Origin of the sequence: Nocardia niigatensis NBRC 100131 (genome assembly GCF_000308655.1) — a bacterium.
Classification (GTDB): Bacteria; Actinomycetota; Actinomycetes; order Mycobacteriales; family Mycobacteriaceae; genus Nocardia; species Nocardia niigatensis.
Genome location: NZ_BAGC01000107.1, coordinates 38,581 through 60,529, shown reverse-complemented (window position 1 = coordinate 60,529; position 21,949 = coordinate 38,581). Strand labels below are relative to the sequence as shown.

General features: G+C 68.0%; 19 protein-coding genes. 16 read left to right on the top strand and 3 right to left on the bottom strand.

Annotated elements, in window-relative coordinates:
- The first annotated feature begins 501 nt into the window (after positions 1-501).
- Complete coding sequence (locus tag ON33_RS32210) at positions 502-1,530, top strand: terpene synthase family protein (protein WP_040862915.1); 1,029 nt, start codon at positions 502-504, stop codon at positions 1,528-1,530.
- A gap of 16 nt (positions 1,531-1,546) precedes the next feature.
- Here the strand turns inward: ON33_RS32210 and ON33_RS32205 are convergent, their stop codons facing one another.
- Both ON33_RS32205 and ON33_RS32200 read right to left on the bottom strand, forming a co-directional pair.
- Positions 1,547-2,254 (bottom strand): response regulator transcription factor, encoded by a 708-nt coding sequence (locus tag ON33_RS32205; protein ID WP_040862914.1) that lies wholly within the window; start codon positions 2,252-2,254, stop codon positions 1,547-1,549.
- 83 nt (positions 2,255-2,337) lie between these two features.
- Positions 2,338-3,984 carry a sensor histidine kinase gene (locus ON33_RS32200; RefSeq protein WP_218001544.1) on the bottom strand — a complete coding sequence of 549 codons (1,647 nt, stop codon included), beginning with the start codon at positions 3,982-3,984 and terminating at the stop codon, positions 2,338-2,340.
- 449 nt (positions 3,985-4,433) lie between these two features.
- Between ON33_RS32200 and ON33_RS32190 the strand changes: the two genes are divergently transcribed.
- A complete protein-coding gene (locus ON33_RS32190) occupies positions 4,434-6,533 on the top strand; it encodes a glycosyltransferase family 39 protein (RefSeq protein WP_040862964.1) in 2,100 nt (699 codons plus the stop codon).
- A gap of 76 nt (positions 6,534-6,609) precedes the next feature.
- Here the strand turns inward: ON33_RS32190 and ON33_RS32185 are convergent, their stop codons facing one another.
- Positions 6,610-7,437, bottom strand: coding sequence for an oxygenase MpaB family protein (locus ON33_RS32185; protein WP_245550947.1), 828 nt, complete (start codon positions 7,435-7,437; stop codon positions 6,610-6,612).
- A gap of 526 nt (positions 7,438-7,963) precedes the next feature.
- Here ON33_RS32185 and ON33_RS32180 point away from each other — a divergent pair.
- From ON33_RS32180 to ON33_RS32115, 14 genes are all read left to right on the top strand, one after another.
- The gene (locus ON33_RS32180; RefSeq protein WP_040862912.1) at positions 7,964-8,188 is read left to right on the top strand and encodes a hypothetical protein; all 225 of its coding nucleotides are present in this window, start codon (positions 7,964-7,966) and stop codon (positions 8,186-8,188) included.
- Positions 8,189-8,377, top strand: a complete 189-nt coding sequence (locus tag ON33_RS32175; RefSeq protein WP_040862911.1) for a hypothetical protein — start codon at positions 8,189-8,191, stop codon at positions 8,375-8,377. It begins immediately after the preceding gene.
- Positions 8,377-9,246 carry an MlaE family ABC transporter permease gene (locus tag ON33_RS32170; protein WP_040862910.1) on the top strand — a complete coding sequence of 290 codons (870 nt, stop codon included), beginning with the start codon at positions 8,377-8,379 and terminating at the stop codon, positions 9,244-9,246. Before ON33_RS32175 ends, ON33_RS32170 begins: the two co-directional genes overlap by 1 nt.
- 1 nt (position 9,247) lies before the next feature.
- A complete protein-coding gene (locus tag ON33_RS32165) occupies positions 9,248-10,111 on the top strand; it encodes an ABC transporter permease (RefSeq protein WP_040862909.1) in 864 nt (287 codons plus the stop codon).
- An 8-nt stretch (positions 10,112-10,119) separates the two neighbouring features.
- Positions 10,120-11,523: an MlaD family protein gene (locus tag ON33_RS32160; RefSeq protein ID WP_040862908.1), complete on the top strand. Its 1,404-nt coding sequence runs from the start codon at positions 10,120-10,122 to the stop codon at positions 11,521-11,523.
- Positions 11,520-12,542 (top strand): MCE family protein, encoded by a 1,023-nt coding sequence (locus tag ON33_RS32155; RefSeq protein ID WP_040862907.1) that lies wholly within the window; start codon positions 11,520-11,522, stop codon positions 12,540-12,542. Before ON33_RS32160 ends, ON33_RS32155 begins: the two co-directional genes overlap by 4 nt.
- Positions 12,539-13,579, top strand: coding sequence for an MlaD family protein (locus ON33_RS32150; protein ID WP_051153250.1), 1,041 nt, complete (start codon positions 12,539-12,541; stop codon positions 13,577-13,579). Before ON33_RS32155 ends, ON33_RS32150 begins: the two co-directional genes overlap by 4 nt.
- Positions 13,579-14,685 carry an MCE family protein gene (locus ON33_RS32145; RefSeq protein ID WP_040862906.1) on the top strand — a complete coding sequence of 369 codons (1,107 nt, stop codon included), beginning with the start codon at positions 13,579-13,581 and terminating at the stop codon, positions 14,683-14,685. Before ON33_RS32150 ends, ON33_RS32145 begins: the two co-directional genes overlap by 1 nt.
- A complete protein-coding gene (locus ON33_RS32140; RefSeq protein WP_040862905.1) occupies positions 14,682-15,827 on the top strand; it encodes an MCE family protein in 1,146 nt (381 codons plus the stop codon). Before ON33_RS32145 ends, ON33_RS32140 begins: the two co-directional genes overlap by 4 nt.
- Positions 15,824-16,999 carry an MCE family protein gene (locus tag ON33_RS32135; protein ID WP_040862904.1) on the top strand — a complete coding sequence of 392 codons (1,176 nt, stop codon included), beginning with the start codon at positions 15,824-15,826 and terminating at the stop codon, positions 16,997-16,999. Before ON33_RS32140 ends, ON33_RS32135 begins: the two co-directional genes overlap by 4 nt.
- 10 nt (positions 17,000-17,009) lie before the next feature.
- Positions 17,010-17,798: an Rv1363c family protein gene (locus tag ON33_RS32130; protein WP_040862903.1), complete on the top strand. Its 789-nt coding sequence runs from the start codon at positions 17,010-17,012 to the stop codon at positions 17,796-17,798.
- Positions 17,795-19,024 (top strand): TetR/AcrR family transcriptional regulator, encoded by a 1,230-nt coding sequence (locus ON33_RS32125; RefSeq protein WP_040862902.1) that lies wholly within the window; start codon positions 17,795-17,797, stop codon positions 19,022-19,024. Before ON33_RS32130 ends, ON33_RS32125 begins: the two co-directional genes overlap by 4 nt.
- A gap of 28 nt (positions 19,025-19,052) precedes the next feature.
- Positions 19,053-20,003 carry an alpha/beta fold hydrolase gene (locus tag ON33_RS32120; RefSeq protein ID WP_051153235.1) on the top strand — a complete coding sequence of 317 codons (951 nt, stop codon included), beginning with the start codon at positions 19,053-19,055 and terminating at the stop codon, positions 20,001-20,003.
- Positions 20,004-20,288: 285 nt separating this feature from the next.
- Positions 20,289-21,683: a DUF1254 domain-containing protein gene (locus tag ON33_RS32115; RefSeq protein WP_040862901.1), complete on the top strand. Its 1,395-nt coding sequence runs from the start codon at positions 20,289-20,291 to the stop codon at positions 21,681-21,683.
- Positions 21,684-21,949: the final 266 nt, after the last annotated feature.

The following is a 21,949-nucleotide window of genomic DNA, read 5'->3' as shown; positions in this document are numbered from 1 at the left end:
AGCGAGCCCCCGCAGGGCGCACACCACGGCCGGCGTCGGCAACACCCGGTGGTACCGCGGGGCATAAGGACTTCCCCGGCTGCCATCGCCGTTCCGGGCGTGCGCCAACGCCTTCAGCCCCAGCCGCGCCAGCATCGCGGGGCAGTGGGCGGGGTATTTGCCAGAGCCGTCCGGCCACCCCGGCCGTGGCGTGCGACGACCGGCTGATCATGCCGTCGGGACCCTCGTCGACGACCTTGATCAACTGCCACAACGACATCGGGGCACGCCTGCGCACCACGGTGGCGGATTCCTCGTTCACGATGACTCGCGGGAGTTGCGGACCCGACGGGAAACCGCTTCACCGCACCTCCGGTGAAGGGTTCACTGGCACCCGCGAACAGGACCAAATTGGTTGCAGCCCTGCGGATCTTGCGAATCCGCTAATATGTGCCAGAAATGTCGGTTACGCTGATCGTCGGAGGGATCCGACCTCCGCCCGAGTGAACCCGAGTGCTACCTATGAACGAACACGACTTGCGGCACCTCGAGATTCCGCTTCCGTTCCCGCCGCAACGGCATTCGATGAGCGACAGAGCGCAGGAAAGAGTTCAGACCTGGGCCATGAGTTTCGGATTACTCCAGGACGAGGCGGCGGCCCGGAAGTTCCAATCGCTCGGCTACGCGCGATTCTCGGCATATTGGTGCCCCACTTCCTCTTTCGCCGACATGCTCCTGGTCGCCGAATGGATCACCGTATTCTTCGTCTTCGACGATCTGCAGGATCTGGCCATCACCACGGGCCGGCTCGACGACTACGACCGTCTCCGGAACGCCGCCCGGCAGGTGGTGCACGACCGCGGGGCCGAGGGCCCGATGCCACCCGTCATCGCAGCTCTGGCCAATCTCTGCACCCGTACCTTCCCGCGCAATTCCGCGGTCTGGGGTCGCCGATTCGCGTTGAATCTGGAATTGTGGCTGGTCGGTCACGCCCGGGAGAACGCTTTCCGTCAGGCCGGCCGATCGCCGAGTCCGGAGGAATATCCGCGACTGCGCCGGGACGCGTGCACGGTATTGCAGACGGTGGATCTGGCGGAGGTGATCGAGCACACCGAAATGCCCGATGCCCTGTATTACGGTCCCGCGTATCAGGAAATCATCGCCACCACGGCCGATATCATGTGCCTGACGAATGATCTGCATTCGCTGGCAATCGAAACCGATTCCGAGGACACCATCAATCTGGTCACGACGCTGCGCCATCACCGGGGAATGGAACTGCCGGAGGCGGTGACGGAAGTCCGCCGATTGATCGACGTCCGAATCGCCGACAATCTCGCCGCGACCCAGGCGATTACGGACGAAATGGATGCGCTGCAATTGCCGCCGAGAATACGCAACGGCGTCCGCCGATGTATTCGCGACTGCCAGTCCGCCATGGCCGGAATGGAGCTGTGGGATCGCACCGACACGGTCCGGTTCACACCGGATTCGGATCTGCGCGACGCCCGGAACATCGACTACGGCAACGGTTTCCTCGATCGGGTGTGAGCGCCGGAGTCCACGGCTAGGCGGATTCGCGGAGGGTGTAGCCGACGCCACGCACGGTGTGGATGAGGGGCTGGTGGCCGCTGTCGATCTTGCGGCGCAGCTGGCTGACGAAGGTCTCCACCACCCGGTCGGCGCGGCCCTCCTCGGCCTGCCAGACGCGATCGAGGATCTGGCGTTTGCTCACCACCTTGCCCGCATTGAGCATCAGGTAGTGCAGCAGCTTGAATTCGGTGGCGGACAGCCAGATCTGCTCACCGTCGCGGAACACCAGGTGGGTGCCGGCGTCGAGTTCCAGGTCGGCGAAGCGCAGCCGGTCGGGTCCCTCGTCGTCGCCGGGCCGGGTCCGGCGCAGGATGGCGTGCAGCCGCAGCACCACCTCTTCGAGGCTGAACGGCTTGCTGACGTAGTCGTCGCCGCCGGCGCTGAGACCGGCGATGCGGTCCTCGACGGCGTCGCGGGCGGTCAGGAAGAGCACTGGCACCTCGCTGCCCGCCGCGCGCAGCCGCCGCGCGACGGTGAAGCCGTCCAGATCCGGCAGCATGACGTCGAGGACCATGACATCGGGTGGCCGCCGGTTCGCCGCCTCGAGCGCGCCGCGGCCGGTGTCGGCCGAGTACACCTCGAACCCGCTCAGCCGCAGTGCGGAACAGAGCAGGTCCAGAATGTAGGGCTCATCGTCGACGACCAGCACGGTCGCCGCCCCGGCCGGGGCGCGATCGCTCACGCTCGACACCCTATGCCCGCCCGCGTCCCACACCGATACATACCGGCCATCCTGGTCCTGGCCACCACCGCGCGACCTCGGTGTCAGCTGGGTGTTTCCTGTGAGCGGTCCGGCAGGCCGCCGGGCGTGTCCGGAACCGGGAACACGATCCGGAACGTCGTGCCCGCACCGGGGCCGCTGAGCAGCTGAATCCGCGCACCGTGCGCGGTCAGCACGGCTGCCACGATGGCCAGGCCGAGCCCGGAACCACCTGCACGCGAACGGGATTCGTCCACGCGATAGAAGCGGTCGAACACGTGCTCGGCCTTCCCGAGCGGGATGCCGGGCCCGGTGTCGGACACCTCGACGATCGCCGCGGCCGTGCCCACGGACAGTTCCACGCCTGCCGCGGCGATCACTTCCGTCCGTCTCGGCGCGGCAGCGGACGCTCGGGCGCCGGCCCGCTCCCCGCCTGTGGTCTCGGGCCGCTTCACTCTCGCCGCCCCGCTCTCGGCGGGCACAGTCCCCCACGCGATCCGGACGTCGATCTCGGCTGTGGCGGGAGTGTGTACCAGTGCGTTGCCGATCAGGTTGGTCAGCACCTGCCGCAGCCGGTGCTCGTCGCCGACGACATGGATGGGTTCGTCCGGAAGGCGCAGTCGTACAACCCGTTCCGGCCGCCGGACCCGCGCGTCGCCGACCACCTCGTCGGCGATCCTGGACAGGTCGACGTCGGCGAGGTCGAGCGGGCGCTGTTCGTCGAGCCGCGCGAGCAGCAGCAGATCGTCGACCAGCACGCCCATGCGCGCGGCCTCCTCCTCGATGCGCCGCATCATGGTGGCGACCTGCGCCGGATCCGCGCCGCCACCCATCCGGTACAGTTCGGCGTATCCGCGGATCGAGGTCAGCGGGGTGCGCAGTTCATGGGAGGCGTCGGCGACGAAAAGCCGCATGCGCGACTCGGATTCCTCGAGCCGCCGCATGGTGGTCGACAGCCGCTCGAGCATCACATTGAACGCGGTCCCCAGCCTGCCGACCTCGGTGTGGGCGTCGGCGTACTCGACCCGGCGATCCAGATCGCCTGCGGCGATGGCCTCGGCGGTGTGCTCGATACGGGACAGCGGCCGCAGCCCGACCCGCACCAGCCAGGTCGCCACGCCACCCAGCACCAGGATCAGTCCCGCTCCCGCGACCAGCTCGATGGTGCGCAGCTCCCGGGCAGTCGCGTAGTAGCCGTCCAGCGGCATCACGACGGCCGCGGTTCCCCCTTGCGGCTGTTCGTCATTCGGTGGTTGCACGACGGTCCGCACCCGCCACGCGGTCCCGTTCGAATCGTTCACCTCGAATATCCGGCTGCCGCGCGCCGCCACGGCCGTCGAGTCCATCGCGGGCAGGGCCGGATTTCCCGCGCCGACCCCGATCTGCCCGATCGAATTGCCCGTGCTGTCGAAGAAGAGGATCTGAAACGTCGACGGAAGCCCCTGCACCGTAGAGGTGGACCGCGGCGGCGGAGGCGGATGGCTCTCCACCGCCATATCCCCCGCCACCGAATTCAACTGCCCGTCGATCCGAGCCAGCTCCGACCGCCCCAGCATCGCCACGCTCAGCACCCCGAACGCCGTCAGCCCCAGCACCGCGATCACCACCACGGCCACCAACAGCCGAGTCCGCAACGTCCACCGCCGCAGCCACCGCAATCCCCGCGCCCCGCGGGCGTCCGCGCTCGCCGTCGCGGCCGGTAGATCGCTCACGCCACCCACCTAAACACAGCCCGGCTCGGTGCCTGCGGACCCGAGCACGAGTCTCCGGCGATTCGCCGCATCCCCGCGCTCGACACGAACGCGCGCCGCAGTCCGGGGATCAGCGCCTCGTGCTCATCGATCCCGGCGACGCGGCCGATCCGGACCCGTGCGGGGCGGTCCGTCAGCGTCGATCTCCGGGGCTTCGGGGCCACTCCGATCTCCTTCCGCCGCGCCACGACTGCGCGAACGGGGCCGACGGTAGCCGCCCAACCTCAGGCGAACTCGAGAGTCGCCGCGCGGCGCAGTCGAACGTGCCGGTCACAGCGGAGGCGCGGAGAGCCATCGCATTGCCAGGTGGTTCCCAGGTTCGCACCACATTCCCCGAGGGCGGGCGATGACGATCGGGTTCGAAAACCGCGCCGGAGGGACGGGATCGCGGTGCAGGAAGGGACGTGGAGATGACATCGACGACGCGGCGACCGGGGGTGGCCGACGCGGATCGGGCCGCCGTGCCCGGCGGGCAAGATCGCGAGACATGGTTCGGGCGAATGCTTTTCGGGCCTCCGGAGCAGCCGCGGTGGGCCCGGCCGGGCCTGGTCGCGCTGCTGGCGTTGACCGCGGTGCTCTACATGTGGGACCTCACGAATTCGGGATGGGCCAACGAGTACTACTCGGCGGCGGCGCAGGCCGGGTCGCAGAGCTGGAAGGCGTTGCTGTTCGGGTCGTTCGACGCGGGTAATGCCATCACGGTGGACAAGCCGCCCGCGGCGCTGTGGGTGATGGGGCTGTCGGGCCGGCTGCTCGGGTTCGGGCAGTGGGCGGTGCTGGCGCCACAGGCACTGATGGGTGTCGCCTCGACGGGACTACTGGCTGCCACGGTGCGCCGCCTCAGTGGGCCGGGCGCGGGATTGGCGGCCGGAGCGATCGCCGCGTCGACTCCGGTAGCGGTACTCATCTTCCGCTTCAACAATCCGGATGCCCTGCTGGTGCTGCTGCTGGTCGCCGCGGCCTACTGCACGGTGCGGGCGATCCGGGCCACCGGCGATCGGCTGTTGTCCGCGCCCACCATGTGGCTCGTATTCGCGGGAGCGGCAGTCGGTTTCGGCTTCCTCACCAAGATGATGCAGGCGTTCCTCATCCTGCCTGGTCTCGGCCTGGCGTATCTGATCGCGGCCAATTCCGCACTGCGGCATCGCATCCGGGGTCTCATTGCCGCCTCCCTCGCCGTCGCGATCTCGGCGGGCTGGTACCTCGCGCTGGTCGCCTGGTGGCCCGCCGACTCCCGCCCGTACATCGGTGGCTCCACCGCCAACAGCCTCTGGCAGCTGGCGGTCGACTACAACGGCCTGGGCCGGATCTTCGGCGGCCACGGCAATCCCGGATCCGGTGGCGGCGGGGGCAGCATGCCCGGCGCCATGCACGGCTTCCCCGGTTTCAGTGGGTCGCCCGGCCTCACCCGGCTCTTCGATTCCCAGATGGGTGGCGAGATCTCGTGGCTGCTGCCCGCTGCGATGATCGGGCTGGTCGCCGGCCTCTGGCTGACGCGCCGTGCCCCGCGCACGGACCTGACGCGGGCGGCCTTCGTGCTGTGGGGCGGCTGGCTGGTGGTCACCGGCCTGACCTTCTCCTACATGAGCGGCACCGTGCACCCGTACTACACGGTCGCGCTGGCCCCGGCCATCGGCGCTCTCTTGGCCCTGTCGGTGCGTGAATTATGGTCTCGGGCAGCGCATCCCGCCGCACGGCTCGCCCTCGCGGCCATGGCCGTCGTGACCGGCGCCTGGTCGTTCGCCCTACTGGACCGGTCGCCCGACTGGCTGCCGTGGCTGCGCTGGACGATTCTGGCGGGTTCGATCCTGGTCGCCGCCGCGTTGATCGTGTCGGCCAGGCAGTCCCGCCGCTTCGCCGTCGCCGTCGCGACCGCGGGCCTGCTGTTCGGGCTCGGCGGGACGGGAGCCTGGGCCGTCGCCACCGCAGGTCACTCGCACAGCGGCGGCAATCCGAACTCCGGACCCACCGGTCAGACATTCGGGCCGCCCTCGGGTAACGCGGGCGGCGGCCCCGGATCCGACGGCGCGATGCCGGGCGGCGCGTCCACCCGGCAGCCCGGCGGAGAGTCCACCGGACAACCGGACGGCACGTCCGGCCAAGGGCCCGAAGGCTTTCCGGGTGCTGACGGCGGACCGACCTCGCCGGGCGGCAACGGCCCCGGTGGCGACGCGGCGAACAACACCGAACTGGTCACGCTGCTCGAGCACACCGACGGCCGCTGGGCCGCCGCGGCCGTGGGTTCGGGTTCCGCGGCCACGCTGGCGCTGGAGTCCGGCCGCTCGGTCATGGCGATCGGCGGCTTCACCGGCGGCGACAACTCCCCCACCCTGCAGCAGTTCCAGTCCTACGTGGCCGCAGGCCAGGTCCGCTACTTCCTGGCGGGCTTCTCGATGGGCGGCGGGAACTCCACCGGAACCCAGATCTCCGACTGGGTGAAGTCCCACTTCGCCACGATCACCGTGGGCGGCACCACCGTCTACGACCTGTCGCAGCCGGTGAGCGCGTAACGCCGGAGCCGCGACGCCCGCACAACGCCTCGCACCGGCAGGCACACGAGGCCTCCCGGTGCGGGGTTCCCGCGGGTCAGATCAGCGCTTTGTGCCGATGGATGCGCCGGCGCACATCGGCCATCATGGTGCGAGTGCCCATGGTGCGCAGGAACTTCGGGATGAAGCGGTTGACGAAGCCGACAAACAGGAACAGGTGCTCGAAGCGGCGCTGGTCGGCGGCCGTCCACTCGACGCCGAGCTGTTCACGGAAGTAGGGCGGCAGGTAGCCCACGGTCAGGAAGCGGAGCAGCCCGCCGAAGATGATCCGCAGATACCAGTTGATCATCCGCAGGTGCAGCAGATCCGCGATGAATCCCCGGATCTTGTCGTCGGCGGCCACCTCCCGGCACGCCTCGACCCAGTACTCGTCGAACTCGGCGCGGGTCGCCGGCCACATCTCCTCGGTGACCTGCAGCGTGGTGCCCAGCGGCGCGGCCGTGGAGTAGAACGCCTCCGCCTGCTCGGCACTCATCCGGCCGTTGAGCAGCTGGTAGGAGTCCTCGAATCCGATGTAAAGGCAGGCCGCGACCCACATCTGGAGATCGCGGTCGAAGGCGTTGTACTTCACCGCCGCGCCGGGCTCCGACTTCACCTGGCGGTGCGCCACATTGACCGCCTCCCGGAAGGCGATCTTCTCCTCCGGCGTGCCCAGGATGGCCACCGCCAGATAGGAGGCCGTGGTGCGCAACCGCTTCCACGGATGCACCATCAGCGCGCCCGACTCCACCTTGCTGTCGGCGACGCCGTGGCCGACGCCGGGTCGCGCCATCTGCATGGCGACGTTCGCGGCGGCGCCCGAGAACTGCCAGAAGTCCATCGCGTCGTCGAGTTTCGGCGGCCGCTTGGTGTCCGGGCGGTGCACGCCGGGGATATGAATGCGCGTCTGCTCCAGGGTCAGGGTGGCCGCGCCCCCGTCCCCTGTCGCGTGGGGTACTGTGCTCCGCCGGGCCCGGGGTCTGCCCGGATCTCCCGTCTGCTCTGGATTCGGTTGTCTCTCAGCGTCGTTCCAGCCGGACGGCTGCGCTGCCGCGGTCGTCATGGGTTACCTCTCTCAGTCCTTGTCGAACCTGCGCCGAGCACACCGGCACGGCTGCTATGTTACTGATGATTCTTCCATCGAGGCAGCCCTTCACGACAGGAATTGAAGATAACTTAGACAGCCATCTCGAGCAGTAATGAACCGATACTCGCGTTACTGCACTGGATATTCGCCGAAAAAGATCACCAGAACTGCTTCCACTTCTGAGAATCGTTAGTAACATACGTCGCTGCGGGCCACTTTCATGAAGAGGCCCGGGGGCGCACCGGCAGCGGGAACAGCGTGGAACCGGCAACGAGGCACGCGACCGCGCCCGAGACCGGCAGGGAAGTGAAAGGACATACGCGACGTGCTGAAACGATTGGATCGGTTACTCAGCTACGAGATGAAGGTCTCGGAGTTCCTGGGGACCCTCATGATTCTCGGCATCCCCTACGGGCTGGTCGGGGTGATCTGGACCCTGACCCACACCTCGCATCTGAAGCAGCTGCACGGCATCGATGTGGTCATCTCGTTCCTGGGATCCATCGTGTGCTGGCCGGTGCTCACCTTCTCGAATGTGTGCATGACGTAGATGATGGCCCTGGTCTGGCTCATCGACATCCTGGTGATCGGCATCAAGATCCTCGGTGGGCGTATGGAAGTGAATCCCCTGCTGCGCTTCGGGCTGTGGGTGGCCGTGCTGTGCACCCTGGCCGCCGGCCTCGCGGTGGCCGGGTACCTGCTGGTCCTGCTGCAACGGCATCTCGAGGACATGGCCTGATGACGACACTCGAAAAGCCCTCCGCCGCATCGGATACCGAACCCGGCGAGCTCGAGCGGCTCGGCGAGAGCGTCCGCGGCCTGTGGCGGCGGCATCCGCAGCGCTCGCTGGAAACCCTCGGCCGGCAGGTCGATCTGGGCCGGGACGCGATCCGCCAGCTCGTCGTGTCGATCCTGCGCGGGCGGTTCCCGTACGGCGAATTCATCAAGCAGTGCGCGTTCATGACCAGCGTGTCGGCCGCGCCGACCGTGCTGGTGGCCATTCCGATCTCGGTGGTGGTGTCGATTCAGCTGGGCGCGCTGGTCAATCAGGTCGGCGCGACCACGTTCATCGGCGCGGTGGCCGGGCTCGGCATCATCCGCCAGGGCGCGCCGCTGGTCACCTCGCTCATGATCGCGGGCGCGGTCGGATCGGCCATCACCGCCGACCTGGGCTCGCGGACCATTCGCGAGGAGATCGACGCCATGATGGTCATGGGCGTGGACCCGGTGCGGCGGTTGGTCGCGCCGCGCATCGCGGCCGCGGTACTGGTCAGCATGCTGCTGTGCGGGTTCATCGTGTTCGTCGGCTTCGCAACCGCCTACATGTTCAACGTCTATGCGCAGTCGGGGACGCCGGGTTCGTTCATCGGCTCGTTCGCGTCCTTCGCGGTGGCCAATGACCTCGTCGTCGCGGTCGTGAAAGCGGCCGTGTTCGGCCTGCTGACCGCGGTGATCGCCTGCGATATCGGCTTGCACGCGCACGGCGGCCCGGGCGGGGTGGCCAATGCGGTGAACTCGGCGGTGGTGAGCTCCGCGCTCATGCTGTTCGCCACCAATATCGCGCTCACCCAGCTCTACAACACGCTGCTGCCGACGAAGGTGGTGTGAGGTGGGCACGACCTACACTCCCCCGGCCCTCAAACCGGTGCGGGTGGCCGCGAACGTGGTCTCGATCCCGGTGCAGGCCAATCAGCGGCTCGGCCACCAGGTCATCACCTTCTTCCAGGCGCTGCTCGCGATTCCGTTCGCGCTCAAGCACTATCGCCAGGAGGTGCTGCGCCTGACCGCCGACATCGGCTGGGGCAACGGCTCATTGGTCGTGGGCGGCGGCACCATAGGCGTGGTGGTGGCGCTGTGTGGCTTCGGCGGCATCACCGTCGGCATGGAGTCGTTCACGGCACTGAACCTGCTCACCATGTCACCGCTGACCGGCGCCATCTCCGGTTTCGCGACGACCCGCGAGATCGCGCCCGTCATCGCCACCCTGGCCTTCGCCATTCAGGCGGGCTGCCGGTTCACCGCGCAGCTGGGCGCCATGCGCATCTCCGAGGAGATCGACGCGCTGGAATCGCTTGCCATCCGGCCGCTTCCGTATCTGATCAGCACCCGCATGATCGCCTCCACGCTGACCATCATCCCGCTCTACAGCGTGGGCCTGGCGGTGGCGTACCTGGCGACCAAGCTGTCGGTGCTGATCCTGGGCGGCACCACCGCCGGCACCTACGACCACTACTTCTTCCAGTTCCTGCTGGGACCGGACGTGTTCTGGTCGCTGCTCAAGGTCATGGTGTTCGTGGCGATCTCGACGTTCATCCAGTGCTACTACGGCTTCGTCGCGACCGGCGGGCCCGAGGGCGTCGGGGTGGCGGCCGGCCAGGCCATCAAGATGGTCATCGTCGTCATGGTCTTCGTCAATCTCTTTCTGACCCTTGCGATCTGGGGCATCGACCCCGGCTTCCGCATCTCGGGATAGGTGTTTCGATGATTCTCGATCCCAGCGGGCGGGGCCCCACGGCCCGGCAGCTCACGCTGGCCGGGCTCGCCCTGATCGCCACCGTATCGCTGCTGCTGTATCTGCTGGCGATGCGCTACAACGGCCGCTTCGAGGACAAGGTGGCGGTCACCGCGGAGCTCACCAGCACCGGCGACGGGCTGCCCGACCATGCCGACGTGAAGTTCCGCGGCATGGTCGTCGGCCGCGTCGAGGACGTGTCGGTGGTGGCCAAGGGCGAGCGGCAGCGGGCCGCGCTGGCGCTGAAACCACAAGTGGCGGGCACGATTCCGTCGAATGTGGCGGCGCGGGTGATTCCCAACAATCTGTTCGGGGTGACCGCCATCGAACTGGTCGACACCACGCCCACCCGGGACACGCTCCGGGCGGGCGCGACCATTCCCGAGGACACCAGCAGCGCCACCGTGCAGTTGCAGACCACACTCAACGTGCTGCGCACCGTGCTGAACAACATTCAGCCCGAGAAGCTGGGCCGGGTGCTGTCCACGCTGTCGGCGGCACTGGATCCGTCGGCGCGCGTACCGGGTTCGACCGTGGAGCGGCTCGACCACTGGATCACCGAGGTGCGCGGCATCGAGGGCATCGGGGATCTGCTCGGCAACCTGGGCCGCGCGGCCACCGCGCTGAGCGAGTCGGCCCCGGATCTGGTGGAGACACTGGCGAAGTCGGTGACCACCGCCCGTACCCTCACCGAGCAGCGCACGGCGCTGATGGAGTTGCTGACCAGCGGCGGCACCGCGGTGGACACGGTGAACGGGCTCTTCGCCCGCAATCCCGACTCCGGCAAGTTCCTGGTCTCGGGCCTCAATCAGCTGTTCGGCAGCCTGGCCCAGGACCCGCAGGCGATCCCGACCGCCATCGCCAATCTCAATACCGCGCTGCAGCGGTTGCAGAGCACCTTCACCTTCGGGCCGAAGCAGCAGATGGTCTGGAAGATGGACGTCACCTTCACGCCGTTCAAGCAGTACACGGCCGCGGACTGCCCGCACTACGGTGACCTCTCCGGACCCCGGTGCGGCGGCTCGACGGTGCCGGAAACCGCTCCGGCGCAGGAGTTTCCGCAGCAGCTGATGCCCAAGCGACTCGACGCCGCCGGACCGGCGCCCGTCGAGACCACCCAACCCGCGGCGCCCGGCTCCCCCGCCGTTCCCGGTCTGCCCGCGATTCCCGGTCTGCCGGCGATCCCGGGTCTCACCGCGCCGGCGTCGGCGACCGAGACGAATCCGGCCGAGGCCCAGCCCGCCGGGCTGCGCGGCACCGACGCCATCGCGGCCCTGGTCGGTGGCAAGCCCAATGCGGCCCAGGTCCTGCTGCTGACCCCCATCCTGGCCGGCGGATCGCTGGTTCCCGCCGAGACCGGAGGCGCCTCGTGAAATCCGGAAAAGCCTTGGCGGGCTTCAGCCTTTTCGCCGTGGTGGCCGTCATCCTGACGTACACCATGTGGTCGACGCTGCAGCGTTCGGTGCCCGGCCGCACGCACGACTACTCCGCGGTCTTCTCCGATGTCCTCGGGTTGCGGGTCGGCGACGACATCCGCATGGCGGGCGTGCGGGTCGGCCGGGTCGACAAGATCGAATTCACCGACGGCTACCGCGCCCGGGTGGACTTCCGCATCGAGGACGACCAGCATCCCACCACCTCGACCAAGGCGCTGGTGCGGTACCAGAACCTCATCGGGCAGCGCTATATCGCGCTCATGCCCGGCAAGGACGCCGGTACTCCGATGGCTCCGGGCGGGCAGATCCCGATCGAGCGGACCGAACCGTCCTTCGATGTGTCCTCGCTGCTGTCCGGGTTCGAGCCGCTGTTCAGCGTGCTGCAGCCGGATCAGGTGAATTCGCTGTCGGAGACGCTGATCCAGGCGCTACAGGGCAATGGCGTCTCGCTGAGCGCGCTGGTGACCCAGTCCGCGCAACTGGCCAGCACGTTCGGTCAGCGCGACGAGATTCTCGGGCAGGTGGTCGGCAATCTCAGCAGCGTCATCTCCGGTCTGGCCAATCGCAGCAATGAGCTCGAAACACTGATCACCCAGGCGCGGGCGCTCACCGAAGCGCTCTATACACAGGGCTCCACCCTCAAGTCGTCCGTGGAACGCGTTGCGACGGCGACGAATTCGCTGGTGAACGTGCTCGCCCAGGTCAGGCCCGGGGCGGCCAAGGCGCAGAGCGACGCCTCGGCCGGCGTCGCCCTGCTGCTGCTCAATGGCGCGTCACTGGACAAGGCCGCCGTCGAATTGCCCGACATGCTCAATGGCGTCGCACGATTCAGCAGCTACGGCGCGTACGGCAATGCCTACCTGTGCAGCCTCGACGTCTCACTGTGGGGCGTGCTGCTCCCGCCCGGTCTGTTCAATCAGATCGGCGGCCAATCCCATTCGGAGGTGTGCCGATGAGGCGGCCACGTGTTCCGGCGCTGCGCCGGCCCTCGATCCGCTACCCGGGCTTCCTGCGCAACCGCTATCTGCGGCTGGGCCTGATCGCCTCGGGGTTCGTGCTGCTGCTGCTGGTCGGATCCACCCTGATCGAGCAGGCGCAACTGGGCGACAAGACGATTCACGCCGAGTTCGCGCAGGCCGCCGGGCTGAAGCCGGGCGCGACGGTGGACGTGTCGGGTATCGAGGTCGGCCAGGTCAGCGCGGTGAAGCTGGACAACGGCAAGGTGCTGGTCGATATGAGGGTGCACCGCGACATCAAGCTCGGTGACGAGGCGCGCGCGGCCATCAAGATGTCGACGATCCTCGGCCGGCTGCATGTGGACCTGACGCCCGGGGCCGGCCCGGCGCTGCGTGGCGACCGGATCAAACTGGACCACACCGAGGTGCCGTACAACCTGGGCAAGGTCATCCAGGACCCGCAGTACAAGAACAGCTTCGAACGGGTCGAGAAGCTGGATCCGCAGAAGTTGCGGCAGGCGCTGGACCTGGTTGATCAGCAGATGGGCAACTCCCCCGAGCTGACCGTGCAGGCCCTGGACAGCGTAGGCGCGCTCGCGAAGGTGATCAATGACCGTCGCGACGAGGTCGACACCCTGCTCAAGAGCATGGACACCGTCTCGCAGCTGACCGCCGACAACCAGAACAGCGTGCTGTTGCTGCTGACCCGCGGCGAGGCCATCGGCAGTGCGGTGCAGCAGCGGCAGACGCTGCTCGAGCAGCTGCTCGACAATGTGGCGTCGCTGTCGAAGCTGTTGCAGCAGATGGGGTTGGAGAACAACAACCAGCTCGCGCCGCTCATCACCGACCTGAACACCATGTCGGAGGGTCTCGAGAAGAACAAGGGCAACCTCGATCGGCTGTACCAGATCATGCCGGTGACCTTGCGGCAGTTCAACAATGTGCTCGGCGACGGCCCGTACGGAAATGTGTACGCGCCGTGGCTGTTCCCGGACAACTGGCTGTGCTTCGCGCAGGCCGTGCAGGGGTGCAAGTGATGACTCTTCGCAGACGACTGAAGCTGGCCGCGGCCTGCGGCGCGCTGCTGCTCGCCTCGGCGTGCGGCATCCTGCCCGATTCGGTGTCCTCGCTGGGGAAGGAGTATCTCGGCGGGCAGATGAAGGTCACCGCGGACTTCGAGAACGTGGCGGGCCTGTACGCGGGCAATGATGTTTCGGTGCTGGGGGTTCCGGTCGGGACCGTCGAAACCGTCACGCCCAAGGGCAGTTACGTCCAGGTGACCATGTCCCTGGACCGGGACGTCAAGATTCCCGCCGATGCCATTGCGGCACTGGTGAATCCGCAGCTGATCACGAATCGTCACGTGGAGCTGGCTCCGGCCTACACCGGCGACGGGCCCACTCTCACCGACGGCGCCTACATTCCCTTGCAGCGCACCAGGGTTCCGGTCGAACTGGACCGTATCCTGGCCACCTTCTCCCAGCTCGGTGATGCGCTCGAGGGAGACAACACCACCGGGCCGATGGCCAGCCGGGTGCTGTTCCCGCTGCTCAACGGTAACGGCGACAAGCTGCGCGAGACCCTCGACCAGCTGTCCTCGGCGTTCGAGGTCACCTTCGCCAACAAGGACCAGATCTCCAACACCATCATCAAGCTCAATGACATCACCCAGGTCATCGCGTCCAACGACCAGACGGTGCGGGACTTCAGCGGGCGGCTCACCGAACTGGTGAACCTCCTGGGCGATCAGGCCCCCGGCATCGACGCGGTGCTACGGCAGCTCGACGACTTCGTCACCAATACCTCGACCCTGGTGGGGCAGAACAAGGATCAGCTGGCCGGGGCGCTCACCCGCTTCGTGGCCATCACCGATCAGATGCGCGCCAATGCCCGCGGCCTCACCGAGATCGTGGACGTCGGGCCGCTGATGTTCCAGAACATCGCCAATGCCACCAGCAAGGAGGACCAGGCGCTGCGGCTGCACGGCCTGCTCGACAAGTCGGTCCTCGACGGCGAGATCCTGTCCACCTTCTGCCAGCGCGTCCAGATGCGGCTCGATGGCTGCCGCACCGGCAAGGTCCAGGACTTCGGCCCCGACTTCGGCCTCACCGCCGCACTATTGGGAATCGCGAACCTGAAATGAGACTACGCACCACGGCTCTCGGCGGACTGCTCACCGCCGCCACCCTGATCAGCACCACCGGGTGCGCGGTCACGGTGGACAACCTGCCCATGCCCAAGCCCGGGCTGGGCGCGCCCGGATACACGATTCACGCGGCGTTCGCGGATGCGCTGAATCTGCCCGACCACGCGCACGTCAAGATCGGCGGCACCGATATCGGCGTGGTCACCAAGATCAAGAGCACGAATTTCATCGCCGACGTGCAGATGCTCATTCGCGACGACATCCGGCTGCCCAGTGGCACGACTGTCGAACTGCGCCAGGCCACTCCGCTCGGTGACATGTTCGTGGCCATGACGCTGCCCTCGGCGCAGGAGGCCGGGGATCCGCTGCGCGACGGCGACACCATCGGCACCGATCACACCGCGGCGGGCGCGTCGGTGGAGCAGCTCATGATGTCGATCTCACTGCTGCTCAACGGCGGCGGCATCAACCAGGCCGCCAAGATCACCGGCCAGATGAACTCCATGTTCGCGGGGCGGGCGCCGGAGTTGTCGCATCTGATCACCGAGATGACCGCCGCCATCGGCGCGCTCAATGCCCGCACCGGCGATATCGACCAGGTACTCGGCGGAATGAATTCGCTCGCGGGTGAATTGGCCCGGCGCAAGGCACAACTCGGGGCCGCCGCCGACACCTTCCCCGCGCTGATCGCCCTGCTGACCGAGAACAATCAGCAGATCGTGGACCTGCTGTCGAAGGTGGCCACCACCACCGACGCCCTCGGCGATTTCGCAGACACCACCGGCGGGGATTTCGTGAGCCTGTTCAACAGCATTCAGTCGCTCATGTCCGGATTCGCGCAGAGCGATCAGCTGACCGGGGCGCTGGACGGACTGCACACCATCTACCCGTCGCTCATGGCCAGCCTGCGCGGACCGGCGCTGGCGGTCGCGGCGACCGTGTCGTATCTGAGCGTCGGCGCGCTCACCGACCCCAGCGGCAGCCGCTGGCCGGAACTCGGCGACGCCGGGCAGTTCATCGGCAGTCTCGCGCAGGTGCTGGAGAAGGTATTCGGCCGGCTCACCAGCCCGCCGCGGCAGCCGGACGCGCAACCCGATCCGGCGCAGCCCGGCCCGGGACAGCAGGGAGGGGATCGATGAATCCGCCACTGTGGCACTGGGTGGTGCGGCATCGCATCGCCATCGCGAACATCGGGCTCATCGTCGTGCTGGTGCTCGGGTCGGGCTATATCGGCGGATATGTGCTGCGGTTCAATCCGATTCCGCACACCTACAAGGTGACCGTCGAGCTGGCGTCCTCGGGCGGGCTGCTGCCCGGCAATGACGTCACCTTCCGGGGCAGCCGGATCGGCAAGGTCACCGACGTGCGCGTCGCCGGAGACGGTGTGGCCGCGGTCGCCGAGATCGACGACAGCGCACAACTTCCCATCGGCGGCACCGTCGCGGTGGCGCGGCTCTCGGCGGCCGGCGAGCAGTACCTGGATTTCCGTCCCGACTCCGACACCGGGCCCTATCTGCACGACGGCTCGCTGGTCGAGCGGGCGCGCACCAGCGTGCCGGTGCCGATCCAGTCGGTGTTCACCAATCTCAGCGATCTGATCGGCGGCATGAACCCGGACCGGCTCGACGTCATCATCGACGAGCTGGACAAGGCGCTGACCGGCGGCCCGGATCGGCTGCGCAACATGATCTCCGGCATCAGCCGGGCCATGAACGGACTCGACGACCTGCTGCCCCAGACCCGCCAGCTCATCGAGAACCTCGAGGTCATCGCGGGCACCACCCAGCACGCCCAGCCCGACCTGGGCACACTGACCAAGGCGGGCAGCGTGCTGTTCGACCAGTTCGCCTCCGCCGACCAGGAATTGCGCAAACTGCTGCAGCAGGGGCCGGGACAGCTGGCCACCCTCAACGGGTTCATCACCCAGACCCAGGACCCGATCACCAATCTGGTGACCAACTTCGTGGCGGTCACCAAGGCCGCCAAGCTGCGCGCACCGGCCATCGCCGCGCTGTTCCCCGCCGTGCGGGTGGGCACCGAGGCGCTCGGGATCCCCGCGCACGACGGCGCGTACAACACCCTGGTCGATCCCTGGCCGCGGCCCAGCTGCGACTACGACACCATCCCGGTGGTGCCGACCGACATCCAGGCCGATACCCGGGTCCGGCTCTACAACTACTGCGTCACTTCGAATCCGGCACTGCAGATCCGCGGCTCGGCCGACGCGCCGCGGCCCGATGTGCCCGACAACGGGGTGACCGCACCGCCGGGGGCCACCGGCAACGAAATGTCCCAGCCCGTCCCCCGATAGGAGATCTTCCATGAGCGAGAACACGATTCAGCAGGATTCGACCGCGGTCACCGCGGACAGCGACGGGCAGAACGCCGAAACCGTCGAGACGGCAACCGAAGCCGTGCAGGCCGCCGCTCAGAGCAGCACGCCGGAAGCGGAAGCCGCCGACGACGACGCTGACAAGACGACCTCGCTGGACGGGAAGAAGTCCTCCGCGGAGTCCAAGGTGGCCGAGAAGTCCACCGGTGCGCCCAAAGCCACTGCACGCGTGAAGAAATCGCGGCTGCGCGGCGTCTCGCTGCCTGCCCTGGGTAAGCGCGGCCGTCTCGTGGCGCAGGCGGCGGCCGTGCTCGCGCTCGCGGCGTCCATCGGCTCGAGCATCGTGTTCCACCAGCAGGACGCGCATCACCGGGAGCTGCTCGACGCTCAGGAGCAGGCCCAGGCCGCGGCCTGCAAGTACGCGCCGCTGCTGGCCACCTACGACGCCAAGAATCTCGATGCCTACTTCACCGGTGTCCTGGACGGCGCGACCGGCGACTGGCGCAAGCAATTCGATTCCACCAGCAAGGATCTGCGGGACGTGCTCACCCAGGGGCAGGTGGTCTCCAAGGCCACCGACGTGCAGTGCGCGGTCCGCAATGCCGACCGCAATTCCGCCGAGGCCATCGTGGTGATCGGGCAGACCATCACCAGCCTCGGCACCCAGGGCAAGCCCGCGCCCGGGCAGCTGTCCATGGTCATGCGGCTGGAGCGGTCCGGCGACCGGTGGTTGGTGAACAGGGTGAATTCGCCACTGGCACAGCAGCCGCAGTCGTGAGCCGCGCCGCCACGCCCGCCTCCGAACCCGGAGCGCGGGCGGTGCGCCGACGCCCCAGGAACCGGCGCGCCCAGATCGCGGCGGTATCGGCGGCCGAGTTCGCCGCCCTCGGCTATCACCGGGTGAGCATGGAGGACATCGCGGCCCGGCTCGGAATCACCTCCACCGCGCTGTACCGGCACTTCCCGAGCAAGTACGCGTTGTTCGCCGGCGAACTGCTGCGGCTGGGCGAGTTGACCGTGGCCACCGTGAGTCTGCCGCCGGAGGCCGCGGACTGGCCCGCCCGGCAGCGGCTCGGGTACGCCATCGACGGGATCATCGCGGGCACCATCGCCAACCGGAGCATCGTCGGGCTGGCGCGGTGGGAGTCCCGTTACCTCGACGACGCCGACAAACGAACGGTGGAAGGGCATTTCGCCACCGCCATCACCGCGCTCGGCGGCCTCATGGGCGAGGTCCGCCCCGAGCTGTCCGACCACGAGCGGCGGATCCGGGCGGTGGGCGTGTTCAGCACGGCCACCGGTCTGGGCGATCATCGCATTACGCTCGGCGCGAAAGCCATGACCGCCCTGCTGAATTCGGCCTGCTGGGCGCTGGTGGAGGCCGATCTGCCGGCACCCGGACTGCCGCCCGCCGCACCGCGCGCGGTGGAGGTGCCGCCGACCCTCAAGCACGAACTGCTCCTGCACGAGGCGATCCGGCTGTTCTACGAGCGCGGGTACCCGAATGTCAGCGTCGAGGAGATCGCCACCGCGGCGGGCCTGCCGTCCCCCTCGGCGGTGTACCGCTACTACCGCGGCAAGGGCGATCTGCTCAATGCGGCATTCCGCCGCGCCGCCGACCGCATGTCGGCGGTGATCGGCCCGACGCTGGCCGAATCCGCCGGTCCCGCCGACGCGCTGGCCAAACTCATCGACATGTACGTCGCCGGGGCCTTCGACGAACGGGAACTGACCGTCGTCTACTTCGCCGAATTCGGTCACGTGCCCGACGACGACCGCGAGACACTGCGTGTCGTGCAACGTCTCGTCGTCGCGGAATGGGCCACCCTGCTGGCCTGGGTACGTCCCGAGCTCACCCCCGCCGAGGGCCACATCCTCGTCCACGCCGCCCTCGGCCTGGTCGTCGACTACGGCCGCGTCTTCGGCGACAGCGAGCGGATCTGTTCGCGCCAGTGGGTGATCCGCCTCATGGAGTCCGTCCTCTTCGGCCGCGTCGCGCACTGATTCCGTCTCGATCCACCCAGGAGTCGTCATGACCGTCCGACGCCGCGCCCCGCTCGTCCTCGCCGCCCTGTGCGCCGCCACCGTCGCCGGCGCCACCCCGGCGTCCGCCGCCACTGTCCCCGGCGGGATCGACCTGTCCTGCTCGGCGACGCCACTGCGGCAGAACGCCGACTGGTATCTCCCGGATCGGACGCCACGCGGCCTGGTGTGGCTGCAGCACGGCTTCGCCCGCACCACAGCCAATGTCGCGGCGCTCGCCGGAATACTCTCCGACGCCGGCTATCTCGTCTTCGCCCCCAGCCTCCCGTTCGTGAATCCGTCCGGCTGCACCTTGCAGAATCTCGGCGACAACACTCCGTTCCTCGACACGGTGGCCGACCTGTTCGCCACCGCGGAGGATCCCTCCGGCGCCCTGGCGCGCAGCCTCGCCGCCGCGGCCTCCGCCGCCGGCCTGACCGCACCGGCCCTGCCCCGGCAGTTCGTTTTCATCGGCCACTCGGCGGGGGCCGAGGCCGTCGAATACGTGGCGCACCGCCTCCACGCCGGGCACCCGGACGCCTGGACCGCGCTGCGCGGCCTGGTCCTGCTCGACCCGGTGAAGTCCTTCCTGGGCAACAACACCGACGCCGCCCTGGCCGATCTCGACCGCACGCCCCTGCCGGTCCTGACCGTGTCCGGACCGCCCGGACTCTGCAACAACTTCGGCAGCGGCACGACCGCCCTGCGGACTCTCCTGCACCGGAGCTTCGTGGGCGTCCGGTTGCCGGCCGGCGCGCACACCGACGCGGAGGGCGCGAGCTCCGACGTGGCGGGCGAATTGGCCTGCGGCGTACCGCAATCGACAAACGTCTCCGCGCTGCAGCACCTCGCCGTGCGTTGGACCGGTGACTTCGTCACCGGCACCGAGGTCACCCGCGACGACCCGTCCGTCGTCGCGGCCGCCGCCGAGGCCGGGGCGCAGCCGCTCGACGGCGCGTGAACCGAGGCCATACACCCGCACCGCGGATCGCGTCCCTCCGGTCTTCGTGAGCAACCAGACGGTCGACCACAGTCACAGTTGCCAAAAGGTGTCTATTTACCGTGCCACACGGAAATACCTGTGCGTCATTGACACCGAGGCCGCATCCCCTCCACTTAGAATCGTTCCTCGGATATCGTCAAAAATCCGTTTGTGATGGGCATTTCGCGCTTCACAAGCACGCAGGAAACGAGGCGTTCACGCATGAACTTCCCCAAGAGCCGCGAGCATCGAGAGTTTGCCACCGTGTCGCGAAGGGCCGCATTGGGACTCGGGCTCGGCGCGCTCGCCACGGTCGGCCTGGCCGCCTGCTCCAGCAGTGACAAATCCAGCTCGGTCACCAGCACCACACCGGCTTCGAACGACGCGGCCGCCGTCGCCACCGATGCCTACGTCTTCGGCTACCCCCTGGTCGTCATGGATGTCACCCGCGAGAACGCGGCCCCGGCCAACCGCTTCTACCACGGCAATCCGCCCACGCCCGAGGACAAGTCGGTGGTCCGGCTCAACCTGGACACGCTGTATTCCTTCGCCTGGCTGGACGTGCGTCCCGAGCCGATGGTGCTGCAGGTACCCGCCATGGAATCCGACCGCTACTGGCTCATGCAGATCATGGACGCCTGGTCCAACACCGTGCAGAACCCCAGCAGCGTTCACCCGCAGGTGAAGTCGGGCCAGGCCACGCCGCCGTTCACCTACGCCATCACCGGGCCGGGTTGGTCGGGACAACTGCCCGACGACGTGACGCAGCTGTCGGTGCCGACCGGCACGGTGTGGGTGGCCGGTCGCCTGCAGTTCAACGGCAGCCAGGACGTGGACCGGGTCAAGGAGCTACAGCGGCAGATCAAACTGGTTCCACTCAGCACCTGGGTGAAGGATCCGGCAGCGGTGCAGGGTGATCCGGGCGAGCCGAACGCCAGTAGCGCCGACGCCGCGAAGACGGTCGCCGACATGGACGGGCCGACCTTCTTCGCCCGCATGACCCAGCTGATGGCGCTCAATCCTCCGGCCACCGCCGACGCCGACGCGCTGAAGCGGTTCGCGGCCATCGGGATCACGCCGGGCGGCAGTGTCAGCGGCGTGTCCGCAGACCTGCTGAACACTGCGGTCAAGAGCGGGCTGGCGAAGATACCGACCTACAAGAACCCCGCGGCGAAGGATGCCAACGGTTGGATCTTCGACCCCACCATCGGCTCCTACGGGACCAATTACGACCAGCGAGCGCTCGTGGCCATGCAGGGCTTGGGCGCGAATCTGTCGAAGGACGCGTTGTATCCGACGATCTATGCCGCCGCCGACGACAACGGCACGCCGCGCCGGTTCCGCATCCGTTTCGCCCCCGGCGCGCAGCCGCCGGTCGACGCGTTCTGGTCGATCACGGCCTACGACGGGGAATCACATCTCGTCGACAACGCGGCGCAGATCTACTCGGTCGGCCACCAGATCAAGCCGGCGGCGAACTCGGATGGGTCGGTCGAGATCACCGTCCAGAACGCCGATCCCGGCGATTCGGTCCCCAAGGGCAATTGGCTGCCCATCCCGGCGAGCGGGCCGTTCTCGCTCACCATGCGGCTGTACGCGCCGAAATCCGAAGCCGCCAGCGGTGATTGGCAACCCCCGCAGCTGACTTTGACCAGCTGAGCCCTGCATCGGCGAACCGCCGCCGATCGCGAACCGCCGCCGATCCTCCGGGATCGACGGCGGTTTCGTGATCACAGGCCCGCCGAGCCCTTGCCGACGACCGCCAGCGACCGTCATGACCTGAGCGTTGTAGGTCTCCAGCCAGACCTTCATCCGGTCGAGGACACCGCGCACGCGCTCATGGCCATACCGACAGCGGCAGCAGATCCCCGACAACGACTCCCATGGTCAGACCACTTCCTCGATATCGGTGGGCTGCCCGGATG

Coding starts and splice junctions, on each gene's coding strand:
- ON33_RS32210 (WP_040862915.1), top strand. CDS start 502: ATGAACGAACACGACTTGCGGCACCTCGAGATTCCGCTTCCGTTCCCG.
- ON33_RS32190 (WP_040862964.1), top strand. CDS start 4,434: ATGACATCGACGACGCGGCGACCGGGGGTGGCCGACGCGGATCGGGCC.
- ON33_RS32175 (WP_040862911.1), top strand. CDS start 8,189: ATGATGGCCCTGGTCTGGCTCATCGACATCCTGGTGATCGGCATCAAG.
- ON33_RS32170 (WP_040862910.1), top strand. CDS start 8,377: ATGACGACACTCGAAAAGCCCTCCGCCGCATCGGATACCGAACCCGGC.
- ON33_RS32160 (WP_040862908.1), top strand. CDS start 10,120: ATGATTCTCGATCCCAGCGGGCGGGGCCCCACGGCCCGGCAGCTCACG.
- ON33_RS32150 (WP_051153250.1), top strand. CDS start 12,539: ATGAGGCGGCCACGTGTTCCGGCGCTGCGCCGGCCCTCGATCCGCTAC.
- ON33_RS32145 (WP_040862906.1), top strand. CDS start 13,579: ATGACTCTTCGCAGACGACTGAAGCTGGCCGCGGCCTGCGGCGCGCTG.
- ON33_RS32140 (WP_040862905.1), top strand. CDS start 14,682: ATGAGACTACGCACCACGGCTCTCGGCGGACTGCTCACCGCCGCCACC.
- ON33_RS32135 (WP_040862904.1), top strand. CDS start 15,824: ATGAATCCGCCACTGTGGCACTGGGTGGTGCGGCATCGCATCGCCATC.
- ON33_RS32130 (WP_040862903.1), top strand. CDS start 17,010: ATGAGCGAGAACACGATTCAGCAGGATTCGACCGCGGTCACCGCGGAC.
- ON33_RS32120 (WP_051153235.1), top strand. CDS start 19,053: ATGACCGTCCGACGCCGCGCCCCGCTCGTCCTCGCCGCCCTGTGCGCC.